Here is a 14,343-nt window from a genome sequence, read left to right on the forward strand (position 1 = left end):
TCACTCCAGCGGTTTGATGTCAAAGCTGAAGTCCTCTTTCATCAGGTCAAAGTTCGGGTTCATGCAGGGGTCGCCTGCGGCCAGCTGCTTTGCCCACCGCTTCTGGAAGCGCTCCACCTCCGAGATGAAGCGCTTGCGCTTGACCGGGTTTTCGTCCAGACCACGGCTCTTGCTCTCGTAGTGGTACAGCTGTGCAAACGGGGTGAACACGTTGGTATAGCCCGCTTCACGCACGCGCACGCAGAAGTCCACATCGTTGAAGGCCACAGCAAAGCTCTCGTCCAGACCGTTCACCTGCTCGTAGACGCTCCTGCGCACCATCAGGCAGGCGGCAGTGACCGCATACACATCCTGTGCATAGACCAGACGGCCCATATAGCCGGGGTGGCCCACCGGGAAGTTCTTGTGCATGTGGGCCGCAAGGGTCAAAAAGCCGAAGCCGATGCCCGCGTGCTGGATGGTGTTGTCCGGATAAAGCAGCTTTGCGCCCACGCAGCCCACACGGTCCTGCTGGGCGTACATGAGCATTTCTTCGATCCAGCGCGGAGAAATGACCTCGGTATCGTTGTTGAGCAGCAGCAGGTATTCGCCGGTGGCTTCCTTTGCGCCAAAGTTGTTCAGGGCGCTGTAGTTGAAGCCGGTGCCCTGCCATGTGATCACCTTCAGGTTCTTGTGCTCCTTCTGCAGCTTTTCATAGCAGCGGAAGGTGGCAGGCTCCCTGCTGTTGTTCTCGATGACGATGATCTCAAGATCCTCATAGGTGCTCCTGCGGTAGATGGACTCCACGCAGGTGCGCAGGTCGGAAGAATGGTCGCAGCTGGGGATCAGGATGCTGACCCGGCCCGGCTTTGTGATGGTATAGTCCGTCTTATAGAAGCCCGGCGTACCCGGGATCATGGAAACTTCATCCACCGGCACACCCACACGCTCGTAGTGGGCATACAGGGCCTTGACCGCAGCTTCCAGACAGTAGGTCTTGGCCGAAATGTTGCTTGCCACGCTGGTGGGGCTGGAGCGCCAGTAGTACAGCAGATGCGGGATATGCACGATCTTGTGCGCCTTTTCGGTCAGGCGCAGGTAGAGGTCATAGTCCTGACTGCCGTTGTAGGCTGCACGCTCATCGCCGCCCACAGCGGCCAGCAGCTTTGCGCTGAACACGCTCAGGTGGCAGATATAGTTGTTGGAGCGCAGATTATCCAGCATATAATCCGGCTTGAAATGGTAAACGGTCAGATGGTCGATGTCGCCCTCAAAGGTCACTTCATCCGTATACACAAAGTCTGCGCCCTGTTCTGCAATGGCCTGTGCCACGTACCACAGAGCACAGGGGTGCAGGATATCATCGTGGTCCAGCAGGGCGATAAACTCGCCCGTTGCCAGTGCAAAGCCCTGATTGGTGTTGCCCGCAATGCCCTCGTTCTTTTCCAGCTTCTGGTAACGGATGCGGGGGTCTTCCGCAGCACGGGCTGCTACGGTCTGGCCCACCGTCTCGTCCTGACCGGCATCCACAAGGCACAGCTCCCAGTTCTGATAGGTCTGGTTCTGCACCGAGTCCAGCAGCTCCACCAGAAACTGCTGCAGCGTATTGTACAGCGGCACCACGATGCTGATGCGCGGCGCGGCGGGCTGGTCGGCCGCCTGCCTTACCAGCAGCTCTGCGCTGGCAAAGCGGTCGGCGCGCATGGTCCTGCCCGGGAACAGCTTCGCATATTCCTTTTTGGCCTTTGCCTGCGCACGCACGCCGGAAATGCCCACCCGGCGCAGCTGGCCCAGAAAGACGAACGGCGGGAAGGTGTGTGCCAGCTGACGGCCCTTGCTGACAAAGTAGCGCAGCGGCCAGCTCATCTTCCAGAAAGTAGAGCTGGTCACATTGTTCAGGGTCTTTTCCAGGTCCTGCTCATGGCTGCGGCTCAGCGAAAGATCACTGCGCAGGCGTTCCAGCTGAGCCGTCAGCTCTTCGCCGGTGCGCTCGGCCTGCTGCATCCGCTCTCGCAGATCGTCCAGCGTCATCTCGTAGCCTGCCAGCAGCTGCTGTGCATCCTGCACAGCGGCGCTGCGGCAGAACAGCGCGGTCTGCTGGGCTTTGCCGCGGTTCTTCCACTCAAAATCCCGGTACAGGCCCTGTGCGGCCAACTGCTTTGCACAGTCAGCCATGGCCGATGCATCGGTGCATACCAGCAGCACCTGTGCACACTGCAGTGCGGGCAGATTCACCCATTCCGGGTCCTCCACCACCAGCAGGGCAGCGGTGCCCTGCTCTGCATTCTCCGGCAGCAGCTGTGCGCCGGCCTTTTCCAGTGCTTCGGCCAGTGCGCCGCTGCCGCCCAGCACCTGAATGCTGGCAGGGGTCAGCTCCCGCACGATGCGCTGCGCCAGTGCACGGCAGCGCTCGGCCTGTCGTTTGGTTTCTTTTTCCTGATCCATTCCGATCTCCGCTCCTATGGAACTTTTTTATCTTAAAAAATGATCTCTCAAAAAATCACACGATTTATAGTATACCAAATCCGGCATGATTTGAGAAGGTTTTGCGCGCATTTCTTTGCAGTTTTCCACTGCTTACCAGTGGAACAGGCTGTGTAGCCAGCCAAAGAACCCACCGCCGGAGCTGCTGGAAGTGGAAATGCTCACACCCGTGTAGTAGTGGCTCAGGATCTCTCGGTAGCCCATGCCCTGCTCCTGTGCGTAACCCACAGCACCGCACTGGCTCATGCCCACGCCATGGCCAAAGCCGTAATAGGTCATGCAGGGAGTGCCGCTTTCGTCCGCGCCAAAGTCGAAGCAGTAACGGGAGGAAACGAACTGGCCGATATAGCGGTAGCTGCGGCCATTGGAAACAAAGGTGTTGTACTGCACAAAGCCGCCCAGATCCTTGTGGGTGGTGTCGGCGCTGACGTAGGGCTCGCCGGTGCGGCTGTCGTTATACTCTTTATAGGTATAGTCTTTTCCGATGACCCGGCGCAGCTTGTTGTGGTACTGCTCCTCGTAGGGGCTCTCCACGCTCTGCAGATACGGCACATCGGTGCCCCATGCGTCCCGGCTGGAGCAGGTGCCGTACACGCCGGTCTGGGTGTTATAGCCCGCACTGGCCGACCACACGGCATCGCAGACGCTGCCGTTGTAGGTAAGGATCTCATTTTTCACCGGTTCCACCGCCCTGCGGATGGCTTCCCGTGCCGAGGACGGGATCTGATCCACCGGAGTGTAGATGAGCGCATTGGAAGAGGAGCCGTACTGCTTGTGGTATTCCAGATAGGAATGGATGGCCACCGCCTGTGCCTTCCACGCCTGCTGGGCGGCGCTGGCGCTGACATAGCTGCCAATGGAGCCAAGCTCCGTGTAGGTAATGCCCACAAGGCAGTCCACAAGGTTCAGCGTGACGTTGCGCCGCAGGCCCTGTCCCTTGATGTTCAGGTAGGGCATGGTGATGGTATCACTGGTGCCAAAGAGCCATGCAAGGCAGTTTTCCTCCTCGGCAGGGATCAGGGTCGTGTCCGCGCCGCCTATAGTGGTGGCTGCCGAAGCCGCCGGGGCCAGAACGCAAACGCACAGCGCTGCTGCCAGCACAAACGCCGCCGCGCGACGCACAAACCGATGCAGATGTTTCAAAAGTGATCTCCTCCTGTTTTTTGCAGATTTCTGACTGTGTTTTTTACAGTGTAACACAGCCTGCGCCTGCGGGCAAGGACTGGACTTTCGTTTTTTGCTTCCGGACAAAGAAGAAACCGGAGGGCCTTTCCCGTTCGGGCTGCTCTCCGGTCTGATTTATAAGGTCTCCGGCCGACGACGCATGGCATCGTCGATCTCGTTCTCGATCTCCCGCAGGCAGTCCAGCAGCACCGGATTGAACGCCCCGGCCTCGCCGGTGCAAAGCATCTGCACTGCAGCCGCGCAGGGTACCGGCGGCTGGCTTCCGCTGCCAGTGGTCAGCGTTTCGTAGGCATCCGCAAGGCCGACCACCTGTGCCGCAATGGGGATCTGTTCGCCAACCAGCTGGTCCGGGTAGCCGCTGCCGTCGTACCGCTCGTGGTGCCAGCGGCAGATCTGATAGGCTACCCGCACAAAATCTTCGTCGCGGTAGGCATCCAGCTCTTCCAGCATCCGTGCACCCAGCAGGGTATGCTGGCGCATGGTTTCTTCATCCTCCGGCGTGCGCGGCTCCGGACTGTTCAGGACCTGCTCCCCGATCTCCATTTTGCCAATGTCGTGCAGCACCGAGGCCATGCTGATGGTACGGCGCATCTCCTGCGTCAGGGGGTAAGTCTCGGTCTTTTGCACCAGATGGTCCAGCAGCATTCCGGTCAGGGTGCTGATGTGCTGCACATGGGTGCGGCTCTCGCCGTTGCGGCGCTCCACCACCCGGCTCAGAATGCCGATCATCATTTGGCTGCGCTTTTCCTTTTGCGACACCTGATCCGCCACCATGGCGCTCAGGCGGCGCTGCTTTGCATACATGCGGATGGTGTTGGTAATGCGCTGATACACCACCCTTGCATCAAAGGGGCGGCTGATATAATCGGACGCACCCAGATCAAAGGCGCGGCGCACCGTGTCCACATTGTCCTCGCTGGAGATCATGATGACCGGGATCTCTTCCAGCATTCCGCGCTGGCTCATGGCTTCCAGCACGGTAAAGCCGTCAATGCCGGCCATGTGGATATCCAGCAGCACAACGGAGATGCCGGTGGGGTTCTGTTCCAGCAGGCGCAGGCAGTCCTCGCCGGAAGCCGCTTCGGCAGTGTCGAACTGGCTGTTCAGCATCTGGCTGAGCAGCATCCGGTTCATGGCCGAGTCGTCCACGATGAGCACACTCTGGCGGCTGTGGGTGGGCTGCAGGGCGTGCGGCTCCGGCTGACGCTCGGTGATCACGGTGTTTTTCTGGATGCGTGCATAGTGCATCAGCCGTTCCGCGTGCTGCACCGCATCGTCCACATTTTCGTCGTCGATCCACACGCCTCCAATGCTGGCCGACATGCGGATGCGGGAGTAGCCCGGCACGTTGGCCGCCTGCAGCTGCAGACGGATCTGTTCCAGACGCGGGCTGAGCTGTTCCTGCCGGATGTCCGGCAGCAGCAAAAGCAGCCTGCCGCCGTCGTAGCGGATCAGGCGGTCTTTTTCCGAAAGGCCGCGCCGGATGGTGCTTACCGCCGTTTCCAGCACGCTGTTGCCCGCACCGGAGCCGTAAACATCGTTGGAGAACTTCAGATCGTCCATATCCAGCATCGCCACACCGGCGGTAATGCTGCGGTAGCGGTAGTTCTCATCATAATAGGTGCGGTTGTAGGCACCGGTCAGCGGGTCGCGGTAGCGCTTTTCCCGCTCATCGGTAATACTGTTGAGCAGCCGCTCACCGCTTTCCGGGTCCAACAGAACGCTGCGGTCGATCTTGCGGGTCAGCTCCACCACACAGAGTTGGCCATCCACCTGCACACAGCTGGCCGTGATTTCGTACAGCTCCTGCCCAAAGTATTCCAGCCTTGTTTTCCGGGTGTTCTTTTCCAGCGCCTGCCTTGCCACGCAGTTTTCACACGGACGGCTGCGCCGCCACTGGGCATAGCAGGGCGCGCTGCCCTTTTTGCCGCCCTGCACCTCGTCCGCCTTCATCAGGCGCACCGTCATGAACACCTTGCGGAGCTGGCGCATTTCCTCTTCCATCTGCTGGCGTGTTCTGTTTTTTCTGCTCATCATCGCATATCTCCCGCTGCAAAGCCGCGCGTTTTGGGCCGCACGGCATTCTTTCACAAGTAACATTATACTATTTTTTACCAGAATACGTCAATCTTCAACCCTTGTAGCCTGCGGTACGGAATGTGTCGTTTTGATCCTGTAAAATCAACGCAAGCTCTTTATTTTTTGTCAAATTTCCTCATCAGGCACCGTACTGTGCCGCACAAAGCGACGCAAATTGGGGAGTGCAGTTTTCCGGCCGTCTGCTGCCCGCTCTGCCCGGGAACGGTCCACGTGTTTTCGCCGGAAACTCAGTCTTGATTTTGTGCGCAGAATCCGCTATAATAGTAACGTTCTTTTGAATTGCATATCAGCCGGTGTGTCGGAATGGCAGACGAGGGGGACTCAAAATCCGCTTCGTGATTTTTCTTGTCTGTACGAGAAATTCACGATTGTGCGTTGAATTTTGAAGGTTTGTCGAAGCAGGATTTCTTACATCCCTCCTGAACATCCCTCCAATCTCCAGAAACCGGTACTAATGTCCCAAAATTGAATATAAGCCGATGTGGCGGAATGGCAGACGCAAACGACTCAAAATCCGCTTCGTGATTTTTCTTGTCTGTACGAGAAATTCACGATTGTGCGTTGAATTTTGAAGGTTTGTCGAAGCAGGATTTCTTACATCCCTCCTGAACATCCCTCCAATCTTCAGAAACCGGTACGAATGTCTCAAAATTGAATATCAGCCGATGTGGCGGAATGGCAGACGCAAACGACTCAAAATCGTTCGGGAAACCATGTGGGTTCGAGTCCCACCATCGGCACTTCATCATAAAACAGCTTAGGCTCGAAAGATTTTAGGCTGTTTTTCTTTTTTGCCCATTTTTTATACTTTGGCGTTTTCTGGGAAGATATTGACGATTGCATTCGCCGAAGATACCTTACTGGAGAAATCCAGATGTGTATAAATGTTGCTTGTCGTGCTGATGTCGCTGTGCCCCAGCCACTCCTGAATCTCCTTCAGGCTCACGCCATTGGCATAGAGCAGACTGGCGCAGCTATGGCGCAGATCGTGAAAGCGGATACGCTTCATCTGGTGTGCGATCAGAAAATCCGGGAAATGTTGGCTCAGGAAATCGGGCCGAATCCGTTTTCCCATCGGGTCTACATAGATATAGTCAAGATAATCGGTGCAATAGCTTTTGCCGCAGACCTTCCGATTCTGCTCCTGCTCCTTTTTCATTTTATTGAGCATCTGCTCACAGGCAGGGATTAGGGGAAGTGTCCGGCAGCTCGACTTTGTTTTTGTCTTATCTCGTGCGATTTCTGTTAGCGTTCCGTTGACCTTTGCGGTCACAACCGTATGCTGAATGCTGATTTTCTTGTTTTCAAAGTCAATGGCATCCCATTTCAAGCCAACAACTTCACTGCGCCGCAGGCCGTAGAATGCAGCCATGATAACGCCAAACTCCGAAGGGTCACCTTGAATCGCTTTGAAAAGCTGCTCCAGTTCTTCACCGCTGTAAATCTCCGACTTGAACTTTTCCTTACGAGGACGTTCAACGCGATCTGCCGGGTTGGAACGGATCATGCCGATTTGAAAAGCGTACTGCAAGCATTTGCGGATGTTGGCGTGATAGTGAATGACGGTGTTTGCCGTAAGGCCACGATCCAACTCATGCTGGTAGAAGTCTTGGATGTATTTGGGATGCTGTTCCATATCCTGCAATGTATAGTGGAGCGGTTCAAAATATGGGACGATCTTGTGAACGATTGCTCTTTCATAGCTGGTATAGGTTGTGATTTCCACTCGTGACTTCATCATTTTCAACCAGTCCGTGATGAAGTCGGTGAAAAGTACCGGGGAGTTATCAAGGCAGGGGTCAACTTCTTTGATGGGGCTGACCTTCAGCCAATTATTGTCAACGGCATATTGTAGGGCATCGGTCAACTCCTTGTGCCAATCCAGAAGCTGCTGTACACTGGCCTCCTCCTGCTGACGCTCATAGCGGAAGAACGTTTCCAGATCGCGCGGAGAGAGTGCTTTCAAAGACAGCCGCTTCTTTTCAAAGTATGGGACAACTACTCTTCCCAGATCATAAGCATATCTGCCATAGGTTTCGGGCGGAAGGTTCATCACGCTTTCCCGAAGCCAGCGGTTCAGATATTCCGATACCGGCAGGTCGGAAACCTGCTGCATCGTTTCAGGGTTAAACTCTTTTTGTGTTTTACGCAACAGAGATTCAGCTCTTTTTTTGTTTCCTTTAACAGGAAGTCCTGTGCTGATGGATTTGGTTCTGCGCTTTCCATCTGTGTCTTTCCAGCTCAGAATCATCTGATACATACCGTTTTGTTCTCTTAAATGTCCGGCCACATTTGTCATAGTTATGCTCCTTTCTGTTCGCAGCCAAACGTCCTTTGCTTAGGCATCATAAGTTTAGAAGATTCTGGAGTGTTTTGCAAGGATGGCACAAGGGAGTTTGAAAGGTGCATCCCTCCAAGTTGCCGATCCTAATCGAGCAGGTACTCTACCACGCAGAGTTTTGGTATCTTATAGCTGCGTCCTACACGCGCCGAGTGGATCTTATTCTGCTTGACCAACAGATACGCATTCTTCCGGCAGATGCCAAGCATTTCCTGAAGATGCTCCACCGTCACCACATCCGGGTAGTCCTTGAACATCGTCAGATACCTCTCCGTCTTTCGGTCAGGCTCTTCCTGAATCAAAGTGCAGGCTGCGATCTCGCTCATTCCTGTCCTCTCTTTCTAGTTCAATATGTCGATTATTCAGCAGAAAATACTATATGTAAAGTGTGATGGTCTTTTTCGGGGACCATCTCACTTGCCAAAGGAGATATTTGAGCTTAGAACTTCATCGGCAGTGCGTCTTTCCTGCACTTGCCGTTGTAGGTGGTGTAGATGGGGTAAACGTACCGCCGCCAGCCCGGAAGCTTGGCGGGGTTATCCCGGCTGACACGGTAGAGCTCCATGGGATGGACGCCGCTCAGCGCACGGACAAGCCGCTCCTCGCTGTACTGCCCATGATACAGCTGCACAAAGTACATCACGCCCCGCAGGACAGCCGCCCGGAAGGAATCCGGTTTGCCCTCCCACGCTTCCACGATGTGCCGCAGAGCTTCGCAGTAGATCTCTTCGCCCAGCTGGTCGTACAGCTTCAGCGCCGTGCCCACGCAGCCGATGCGGTAGTCGCTCAGCTGCATACTGTCGTAGTTGAGGGAAAGCCCCGCCCGGTTAGTGGCTGCGACAAACGCCTTGGAAGGCGCATCGCCGCCCACCACCTTGGCGCGCAGCTTGATGCCCGCCGACAGGGGTGCGGCGTGACCGTTCTGCTCGGCAAAGAGCAGGGCTTCCTGCTCCATCGTCAGACCGGTGTAGACCTTGCAGAGGATCGGGCGGTCCTCGCCGCCGTTGAGGAGGATGCAGCCCTCGATGGTGTGCTGCCCATCCATTACATAGTACCTGCCGTTGCGGAAGCTGACCTTCGGCTCGTTAACGATGTACTCGTTGAAGTCCCTTGCAATCAGCTCCACCCTCTTGCGCTCTACGCCCCGCTGGTAGATCTCGCGGGGATAGATCAGCTTGCTGCTGTGGATGACCGAAAGCTGGTACGGCGGGTTGATACCAATGAAAGTATTGTTGTCGTTCAGGCGCATCGCATTTCCTCCTTGATTCTCCAAATGTACTTCTCGGCTTCCTCTAAGATCTCAGTCACCTGCTGCTTCCGCTTCGGGCTGGTGAGCAGGCTGGGATTGAAGGTGAAGCTATATTCGAGCCGCTGGATCATGGCATGAACCGCGGATTGCAGTTCGGTGTACAGCATCATTTCCTCGATGCTTCCGGCGTTCTCAAAGGACGACCGGATGGGCGTATAGGGGTAGACAGGCGGTTTGCCATCCACCACCTCAGGCGGCGCATAAACCGCCGTAGAGCGCCGGATAGGCTCTATCTGCTGGATGCTGCCCATAGGGTTCAGCGCAAGGCTGATGCGAACCGCATCATCCACCCGGCGCATCTCCTCTGGGGTCAGATGCCCCAGATACTTCAGTGCCCGGCTTTTGTCGATGGTGAAGATCTGCTCTGCCTGCACAACGGACGGCATATTCAACCCTGCGTTTTCCAACAGGCAGTGGGTCGGCTGGTTTACTTTCTTTTCCGCCTTGCTTGTCATGGTCGCAACGATCAGGGTCGGAGAGTGATAATTGCCCACGTCATTCTGAAGAATGACCGCCGGGCGGTCACCGTGCTGTTCCGAGCCGGTGCTCGCCCCGAAATGGGTGAAGAAGATGTCTCCGCGTTGGAATTTCCAGTTTTGCTGCAAAATTGTACCTCCATGTTGTTATGTGCAAAACCCGCTGCCGGATGTTCCGCAACGAGCTTCGTTCAAGGTATGGTGGTATGGTTGGGTCAGCGGTGCATGACCACATAATCATAGCCGCGCCGCATCTGGCAGACGGTGCATGTGTCCATGCTCCGGTCTGGGCTGGGTACAAGCGCGATCTTGAATGCCTTTGCATCCACAAAGTGCCGCAGACAGGTACCGCAGAGGGTGCGGATGGACTTGACCATCTCAGGGGTCAGCTCCATCTCCTCGTAGATCTCCTGCTCGCGCACCGTGGGGTTCAACTCGTCCATAAAAGTGTCCTCCTATGTATCAAAAGTGAATATTCGGATAAAGAATAAATAAGAGTACGTAAAAAAACGGGAACTGCCGGATGCGTGGAACGTACCCGACAGTTCCCGGATCAATATGATTAAAGGTCTCGCATATTCGCCCTCGGCTCCCTGCGAGTGGGGCATGAACATCTGGCAGCGGACTTGTACCGCTTCATTGGCATTTCAGCCACCCCGTCTGCTTTGTGACCGGGCCGCGAATTACGGAAGTATCATTATCGGAGTACCAGATGACGGAACTATTCAGTTTTCAAGGTCCCTGAGGTCGGACGTTTCGCCCTGCGGCAGGTGCCGCTTGGGAAATTGTCCTCTCACTTGGTAGCCGACGAGAAAGGTCAATTCGTAGCATTGAAATTGAAGTTTTTCAAAAATTTAGTAATTCTCTTGATTTTGATACTAATAGTGGGCCGAGATACGCCGTAGACTTTAGAAATTTCAGTGATGTCGTATCCCTCGTAAGCGTACATGGTGATGATTTCCAAATCTTCGGTTTTCAAAGTTTCGAGTGCAGTAAGCAACTGCTCGTTCTCAATCTCACCAATCCATGCAAAACGGCTTTTAGTTTCGTGGTAAGTATCTGTCACGGTAATCGCATCCTGATAGCGTAGCATCAAAGGCGACGCTTCTTCCTCAGAGCTTTCATACGCAGGAGCGGTGAATTCCTGCGTCCGCTCGATAAAGGTACGCTCCGAATTGAATTGCTGACGGTCATAATCGTACATCTTCTGGATGGCCTCTTTCGTCATTCCCGCAGCTGCGTACTCGATGCGCAACTTTTCCCAGTGTGCTTCAAACTTCTTCAACTCATAGCCTTTATTAAAAGACATCGTAAACCTCCAAATTTTCGATAAGTCGTAAAAAGTCGAAAATTTGGAAGGCTACGGATATTTCGCCGCTTGGGGCATCCATGAAAAACGGACAAACATAAAGCCTGCTCCTTTTTACGGGAGCAGGCTACCTGAAGGCTAAAAAAATAGCCGGACAACCAACTAACAGAGCGGTTCTAAAGCAGAATCACTCTATCAGCTGTTGCCCGGCTATTTGGTGCGCGTTTCATACATTGCCTTGCGGCAATGGCCCGTTGCTCGGTGACGAACAGTCCATATTCAGGGTGCAATGCACCCGATTTTTGAAATTGTGGTTTGTCTAAAAAAGTCAGCGTCTGCGGTAGGCTAAGTCAACTGTTGCTATGTTACCGCACTTGAGGCACTTTATGCTGATAGAGCCTGAACAGCTCTCGTTTTTTTGGTAGAGCTTGTGTCCGCAAACCGGACAAAACCTCCAGCCAATGCTGAATTGTGCCTGCTGTATATTGTTCAGCGGTTTACTCTTAAAAGAGCGATTATTTGACCAAGTCATATTATTCTCCAAATCGAATGACGTCCAATGGATGGCAGTGGATGGGTTTTCCGTTGATGACCTGCATCTGCTGTAATCTGATCCTGATCGCAGACCACGATACCCCGATCCGTGCAGCCATCTCCAGAATTCTTTCATAGTTCGGGTCCGATGCGGATTTGTACAGGATTCCATTTGGCAGGCACAGCGCTGCACGTTCTATTTCGGCGTTGACCAGAAATGTTGGCATCAGCAGCTCCGCTGCAAGGGTATTCGCCTGCCATTCTTCCCATGAGGGCTGTCCGTTTCGTTCCCGATAGGCAATGTGCCCACGGCACTTGACTGCTTTTCCGTAGTCGTTCGGAAACAGGTCAGCCAGTATATGGTGCGCCGCTTCATGCGCTATCGTGAAATTCCGGCATCCGGTGCAGCTGTCTGACGCAAGGGCGGAATCGATTACAACGTCCTTCGGCATGAACACCTCCACAAGCTTTGTCCCGTCCCCCAAGGTTACGGTAAAACCGCATTTCTGGAAAACAGTCAGTCCTAGAATACTTCCATCGCTGCATAGCGGCAGCATTTTCACATTCAGCCCAAGAACAGAACTTGCGAGCCGTTCAGGGTCAATGGGTTCTGGGTCATCTTTACTGATCCCGAAACGGGTATAGTACTGGTCGATATACTTACCCGCTATGTGCGAAAGATCTGCGCGGGATAAGTATCTTGCCATTACGAAGCACAGCTTTCCGGCACGGAGCAGTAGGCTTCCACGAACCACTTGCCCCGTTCAAGCCAAAGATTCCGCTTCTGACCGCAGATCAGGCAGGTGAAGCAGTGACCTTTTCCGCCTAGGCGTGATGTCCCATGTTTGACTGCCAAGACCCGATCAATTCCATAAGTGTGAGCCTTGTCATAGTTTATGGCAAGAGGGCGGATCTTACCGTCAGGAGTAAAACGAACGTCCACTTCGACGTATCTTTTCTCACGGCGAAGGTTGTAATCACCACACATCAGAATTCCTCCTTTTTGCGGATTTATCAAAACACGGCGTGCATTACTTGCGAATCATACTGCGTGCCACGAGCTGTTTTTCGTTCAACAGCGGAACGGACACTGTATGTTTTTTCCACTCATCCATAGAGCAGGTCACTGCTTTGCACAGACGGCATTTTGTCCAGCCACCGGTTTCATCAAGATCCACATCATAATTCATGGTTCCGCACATTGGACATCTTACATTTTCTTTTCTCATAGTATCACCTCGCAAAAAAACGCCAAACAAACACAATCCCATACGAAAATAACACCAAAAGGCTGTTATTTGTGGATTTGGTTTGATTATATACCCACTTTATGGAGATGTCAATTACGCATTTGTCGCCATTTTAGAGATTTCCTGTTGATTTCTTATATTTTCTATACTATAATAGAGCTACCGGATCACAAAGGAGTGTTCTTGTTATGAAAAAGAAAACCACGCTCACCAAAATGCACATAGCCCCATCCACAGTGCGCTATGATGCAGTCGCTGCGAGGGATAGCAATGAGGTTGGTCAGATTCTCGCAGGCACACGAAAAAGGAATGGCTATTCACTTGTAACTTTCTCTGAACTTCTCCGTCACTATGGCGTCGATGTCAGTGATAAAGGAATCAGCAAATGGGAAAAAGGCTATACCACTCCTAGCATCTACCAACTAGTTGCAATCTGCTACGCATTGAACATCAAGGAGGGTCCTTCCTACTTTACAAAGAACTTCCAGAAACCCGCCCTTCTAAATGACATCGGGCAAAAAAAAGTCGCTGAGTACGAAATGGACTTGATTGCATCCCGGCGCTACCAGCCAGACGCAGAAGAGCCCGCGGAAATCGACTACATAATGATGCCTGTATCAGAGTTGCCAGTATCGGCAGGTCTAGGAGCTTTTCTTGAGGGTGAAATGTTCCAGCAGATACAAGTGCCTGCCAGTAGCGTTCCGGCTGGTGCCGAGTTCGGGATATATGTTAGCGGTGATAGTATGGAGCCACGCTATCATAACGGACAGATCGTATGGGTGAAGCGCTGCGAAGAACTTAAATGCGGGGATATCGGGATATTCGTATATGATGACTGTGGATATCTGAAAAAATACGATGAACATACCCCAGACAAATCCCAAGCAGAGTTCCTTACCGACAGCTATGGCGTGGTGCATAACCAACCGGTTTTGGTTTCTCTTAACACCAAATATTCGCCGATCCTTATATCTCCAGAGCAAAGATTCGAGGTTGTTGGAAAAGTTTTGAACTAAAAAGATGGGAGGAGTTTTCGTGGATACGATCAAGCGTGTTCAGGATTTGATGCAAGCGCGTGATATGAATCTGTGTGTGTTGGCAAAGAAATGCGGAATATCGTACTCCACGATTCAAACCACCGCCCGTCGGGGAGGGCAGTTAAGCGTAGAGACGATTGAAAGAATTTGTCAGGGTTTAGGAATTACATTAAAAGACTTCTTCGATTCCTCCTACCTGTAAATATAGGGGCAGCAAAAAAGCCGTTCGCCACGCTGGAAAATCTGCGTGGTGAACGGCTTTAATACTGCTTCTATTTATCCTTTGGTAATCTCCAGATAAACACTAATCTCCATGATTGTTACCATTGAAGGAATACA

The 14,343-nt window shown here is 53.4% G+C and carries 14 protein-coding genes and 1 tRNA gene; 3 read left to right on the forward strand and 12 right to left on the reverse strand.

Annotated elements, in window-relative coordinates:
• The 3 genes from DXA66_RS02025 to DXA66_RS02035 all read right to left on the reverse strand — a co-directional run bounded on the left by DXA66_RS02025 (position 1) and on the right by DXA66_RS02035 (position 5,685).
• Positions 1-2,424, reverse strand: coding sequence for a glycosyltransferase family 2 protein (locus tag DXA66_RS02025; protein ID WP_118526500.1), 2,424 nt, complete (start codon positions 2,422-2,424; stop codon positions 1-3).
• Positions 2,425-2,556: 132 nt separating this feature from the next.
• On the reverse strand, positions 2,557-3,606 hold the full coding sequence (locus tag DXA66_RS02030; RefSeq protein WP_187119368.1) for a SpoIID/LytB domain-containing protein: 1,050 nt from the start codon (positions 3,604-3,606) through the stop codon (positions 2,557-2,559).
• Between the two features lie 156 nt (positions 3,607-3,762).
• Positions 3,763-5,685 carry an HD domain-containing phosphohydrolase gene (locus DXA66_RS02035; protein ID WP_158576277.1) on the reverse strand — a complete coding sequence of 641 codons (1,923 nt, stop codon included), beginning with the start codon at positions 5,683-5,685 and terminating at the stop codon, positions 3,763-3,765.
• Between the two features lie 724 nt (positions 5,686-6,409).
• Here DXA66_RS02035 and DXA66_RS02040 point away from each other — a divergent pair.
• A tRNA-Leu gene (locus tag DXA66_RS02040) sits at positions 6,410-6,488 on the forward strand.
• A gap of 62 nt (positions 6,489-6,550) precedes the next feature.
• Here the strand turns inward: DXA66_RS02040 and DXA66_RS02045 are convergent.
• The 9 genes from DXA66_RS02045 to DXA66_RS02085 form a co-directional block, all read right to left on the reverse strand.
• Complete coding sequence (locus tag DXA66_RS02045) at positions 6,551-8,047, reverse strand: site-specific integrase (protein ID WP_118526504.1); 1,497 nt, start codon at positions 8,045-8,047, stop codon at positions 6,551-6,553.
• A 128-nt stretch (positions 8,048-8,175) separates the two neighbouring features.
• The gene (locus tag DXA66_RS14340) at positions 8,176-8,415 is read right to left on the reverse strand and encodes a helix-turn-helix domain-containing protein (RefSeq protein WP_243089013.1); all 240 of its coding nucleotides are present in this window, start codon (positions 8,413-8,415) and stop codon (positions 8,176-8,178) included.
• Positions 8,416-8,528: 113 nt separating this feature from the next.
• Positions 8,529-9,338: a DUF6551 family protein gene (locus DXA66_RS02055; RefSeq protein WP_097775162.1), complete on the reverse strand. Its 810-nt coding sequence runs from the start codon at positions 9,336-9,338 to the stop codon at positions 8,529-8,531.
• Positions 9,329-10,003, reverse strand: a complete 675-nt coding sequence (locus DXA66_RS02060; protein ID WP_097771475.1) for a type II toxin-antitoxin system PemK/MazF family toxin — start codon at positions 10,001-10,003, stop codon at positions 9,329-9,331. Before DXA66_RS02060 ends, DXA66_RS02055 begins: the two co-directional genes overlap by 10 nt.
• An 86-nt stretch (positions 10,004-10,089) precedes the next feature.
• Positions 10,090-10,317 carry a hypothetical protein gene (locus tag DXA66_RS02065; protein ID WP_097775161.1) on the reverse strand — a complete coding sequence of 76 codons (228 nt, stop codon included), beginning with the start codon at positions 10,315-10,317 and terminating at the stop codon, positions 10,090-10,092.
• 374 nt (positions 10,318-10,691) lie between these two features.
• Positions 10,692-11,183 carry a sigma-70 family RNA polymerase sigma factor gene (locus tag DXA66_RS02070; RefSeq protein WP_015565818.1) on the reverse strand — a complete coding sequence of 164 codons (492 nt, stop codon included), beginning with the start codon at positions 11,181-11,183 and terminating at the stop codon, positions 10,692-10,694.
• Positions 11,184-11,716: 533 nt separating this feature from the next.
• Complete coding sequence (locus tag DXA66_RS02075; protein ID WP_097784816.1) at positions 11,717-12,424, reverse strand: ImmA/IrrE family metallo-endopeptidase; 708 nt, start codon at positions 12,422-12,424, stop codon at positions 11,717-11,719.
• Positions 12,424-12,705: a hypothetical protein gene (locus tag DXA66_RS02080; RefSeq protein WP_097775158.1), complete on the reverse strand. Its 282-nt coding sequence runs from the start codon at positions 12,703-12,705 to the stop codon at positions 12,424-12,426. The genes DXA66_RS02075 and DXA66_RS02080 overlap by 1 nt, the downstream gene beginning before the upstream one ends.
• 43 nt (positions 12,706-12,748) lie before the next feature.
• Positions 12,749-12,946: a hypothetical protein gene (locus tag DXA66_RS02085; RefSeq protein WP_097775157.1), complete on the reverse strand. Its 198-nt coding sequence runs from the start codon at positions 12,944-12,946 to the stop codon at positions 12,749-12,751.
• 209 nt (positions 12,947-13,155) lie between these two features.
• Here DXA66_RS02085 and DXA66_RS02090 point away from each other — a divergent pair, with 209 nt between their 5' ends.
• Together DXA66_RS02090 and DXA66_RS02095 are read left to right on the forward strand one after the other, a co-directional pair.
• Positions 13,156-13,983: a LexA family transcriptional regulator gene (locus DXA66_RS02090; RefSeq protein WP_117528061.1), complete on the forward strand. Its 828-nt coding sequence runs from the start codon at positions 13,156-13,158 to the stop codon at positions 13,981-13,983.
• A 19-nt stretch (positions 13,984-14,002) separates the two neighbouring features.
• Positions 14,003-14,206 (forward strand): helix-turn-helix domain-containing protein, encoded by a 204-nt coding sequence (locus DXA66_RS02095; RefSeq protein WP_242888864.1) that lies wholly within the window; start codon positions 14,003-14,005, stop codon positions 14,204-14,206.
• The last annotated feature ends 137 nt before the right edge of the window (positions 14,207-14,343 follow it).

It is taken from the genome of Faecalibacterium sp. OF03-6AC (genome assembly GCF_003478175.1).
GTDB lineage: Bacteria > Bacillota > Clostridia > Oscillospirales > Ruminococcaceae > Faecalibacterium > Faecalibacterium taiwanense.

Coding starts and splice junctions, on each gene's coding strand:
- DXA66_RS02025 (WP_118526500.1), bottom strand. CDS start 2,424: ATGGATCAGGAAAAAGAAACCAAACGACAGGCCGAGCGCTGCCGTGCA.
- DXA66_RS02070 (WP_015565818.1), bottom strand. CDS start 11,183: ATGTCTTTTAATAAAGGCTATGAGTTGAAGAAGTTTGAAGCACACTGG.
- DXA66_RS02080 (WP_097775158.1), bottom strand. CDS start 12,705: ATGTGTGGTGATTACAACCTTCGCCGTGAGAAAAGATACGTCGAAGTG.
- DXA66_RS02045 (WP_118526504.1), bottom strand. CDS start 8,047: ATGACAAATGTGGCCGGACATTTAAGAGAACAAAACGGTATGTATCAG.
- DXA66_RS02065 (WP_097775161.1), bottom strand. CDS start 10,317: ATGGACGAGTTGAACCCCACGGTGCGCGAGCAGGAGATCTACGAGGAG.
- DXA66_RS02090 (WP_117528061.1), top strand. CDS start 13,156: ATGAAAAAGAAAACCACGCTCACCAAAATGCACATAGCCCCATCCACA.
- DXA66_RS02055 (WP_097775162.1), bottom strand. CDS start 9,338: ATGCGCCTGAACGACAACAATACTTTCATTGGTATCAACCCGCCGTAC.
- DXA66_RS02075 (WP_097784816.1), bottom strand. CDS start 12,424: ATGGCAAGATACTTATCCCGCGCAGATCTTTCGCACATAGCGGGTAAG.
- DXA66_RS02035 (WP_158576277.1), bottom strand. CDS start 5,685: ATGATGAGCAGAAAAAACAGAACACGCCAGCAGATGGAAGAGGAAATG.
- DXA66_RS14340 (WP_243089013.1), bottom strand. CDS start 8,415: ATGAGCGAGATCGCAGCCTGCACTTTGATTCAGGAAGAGCCTGACCGA.
- DXA66_RS02085 (WP_097775157.1), bottom strand. CDS start 12,946: ATGAGAAAAGAAAATGTAAGATGTCCAATGTGCGGAACCATGAATTAT.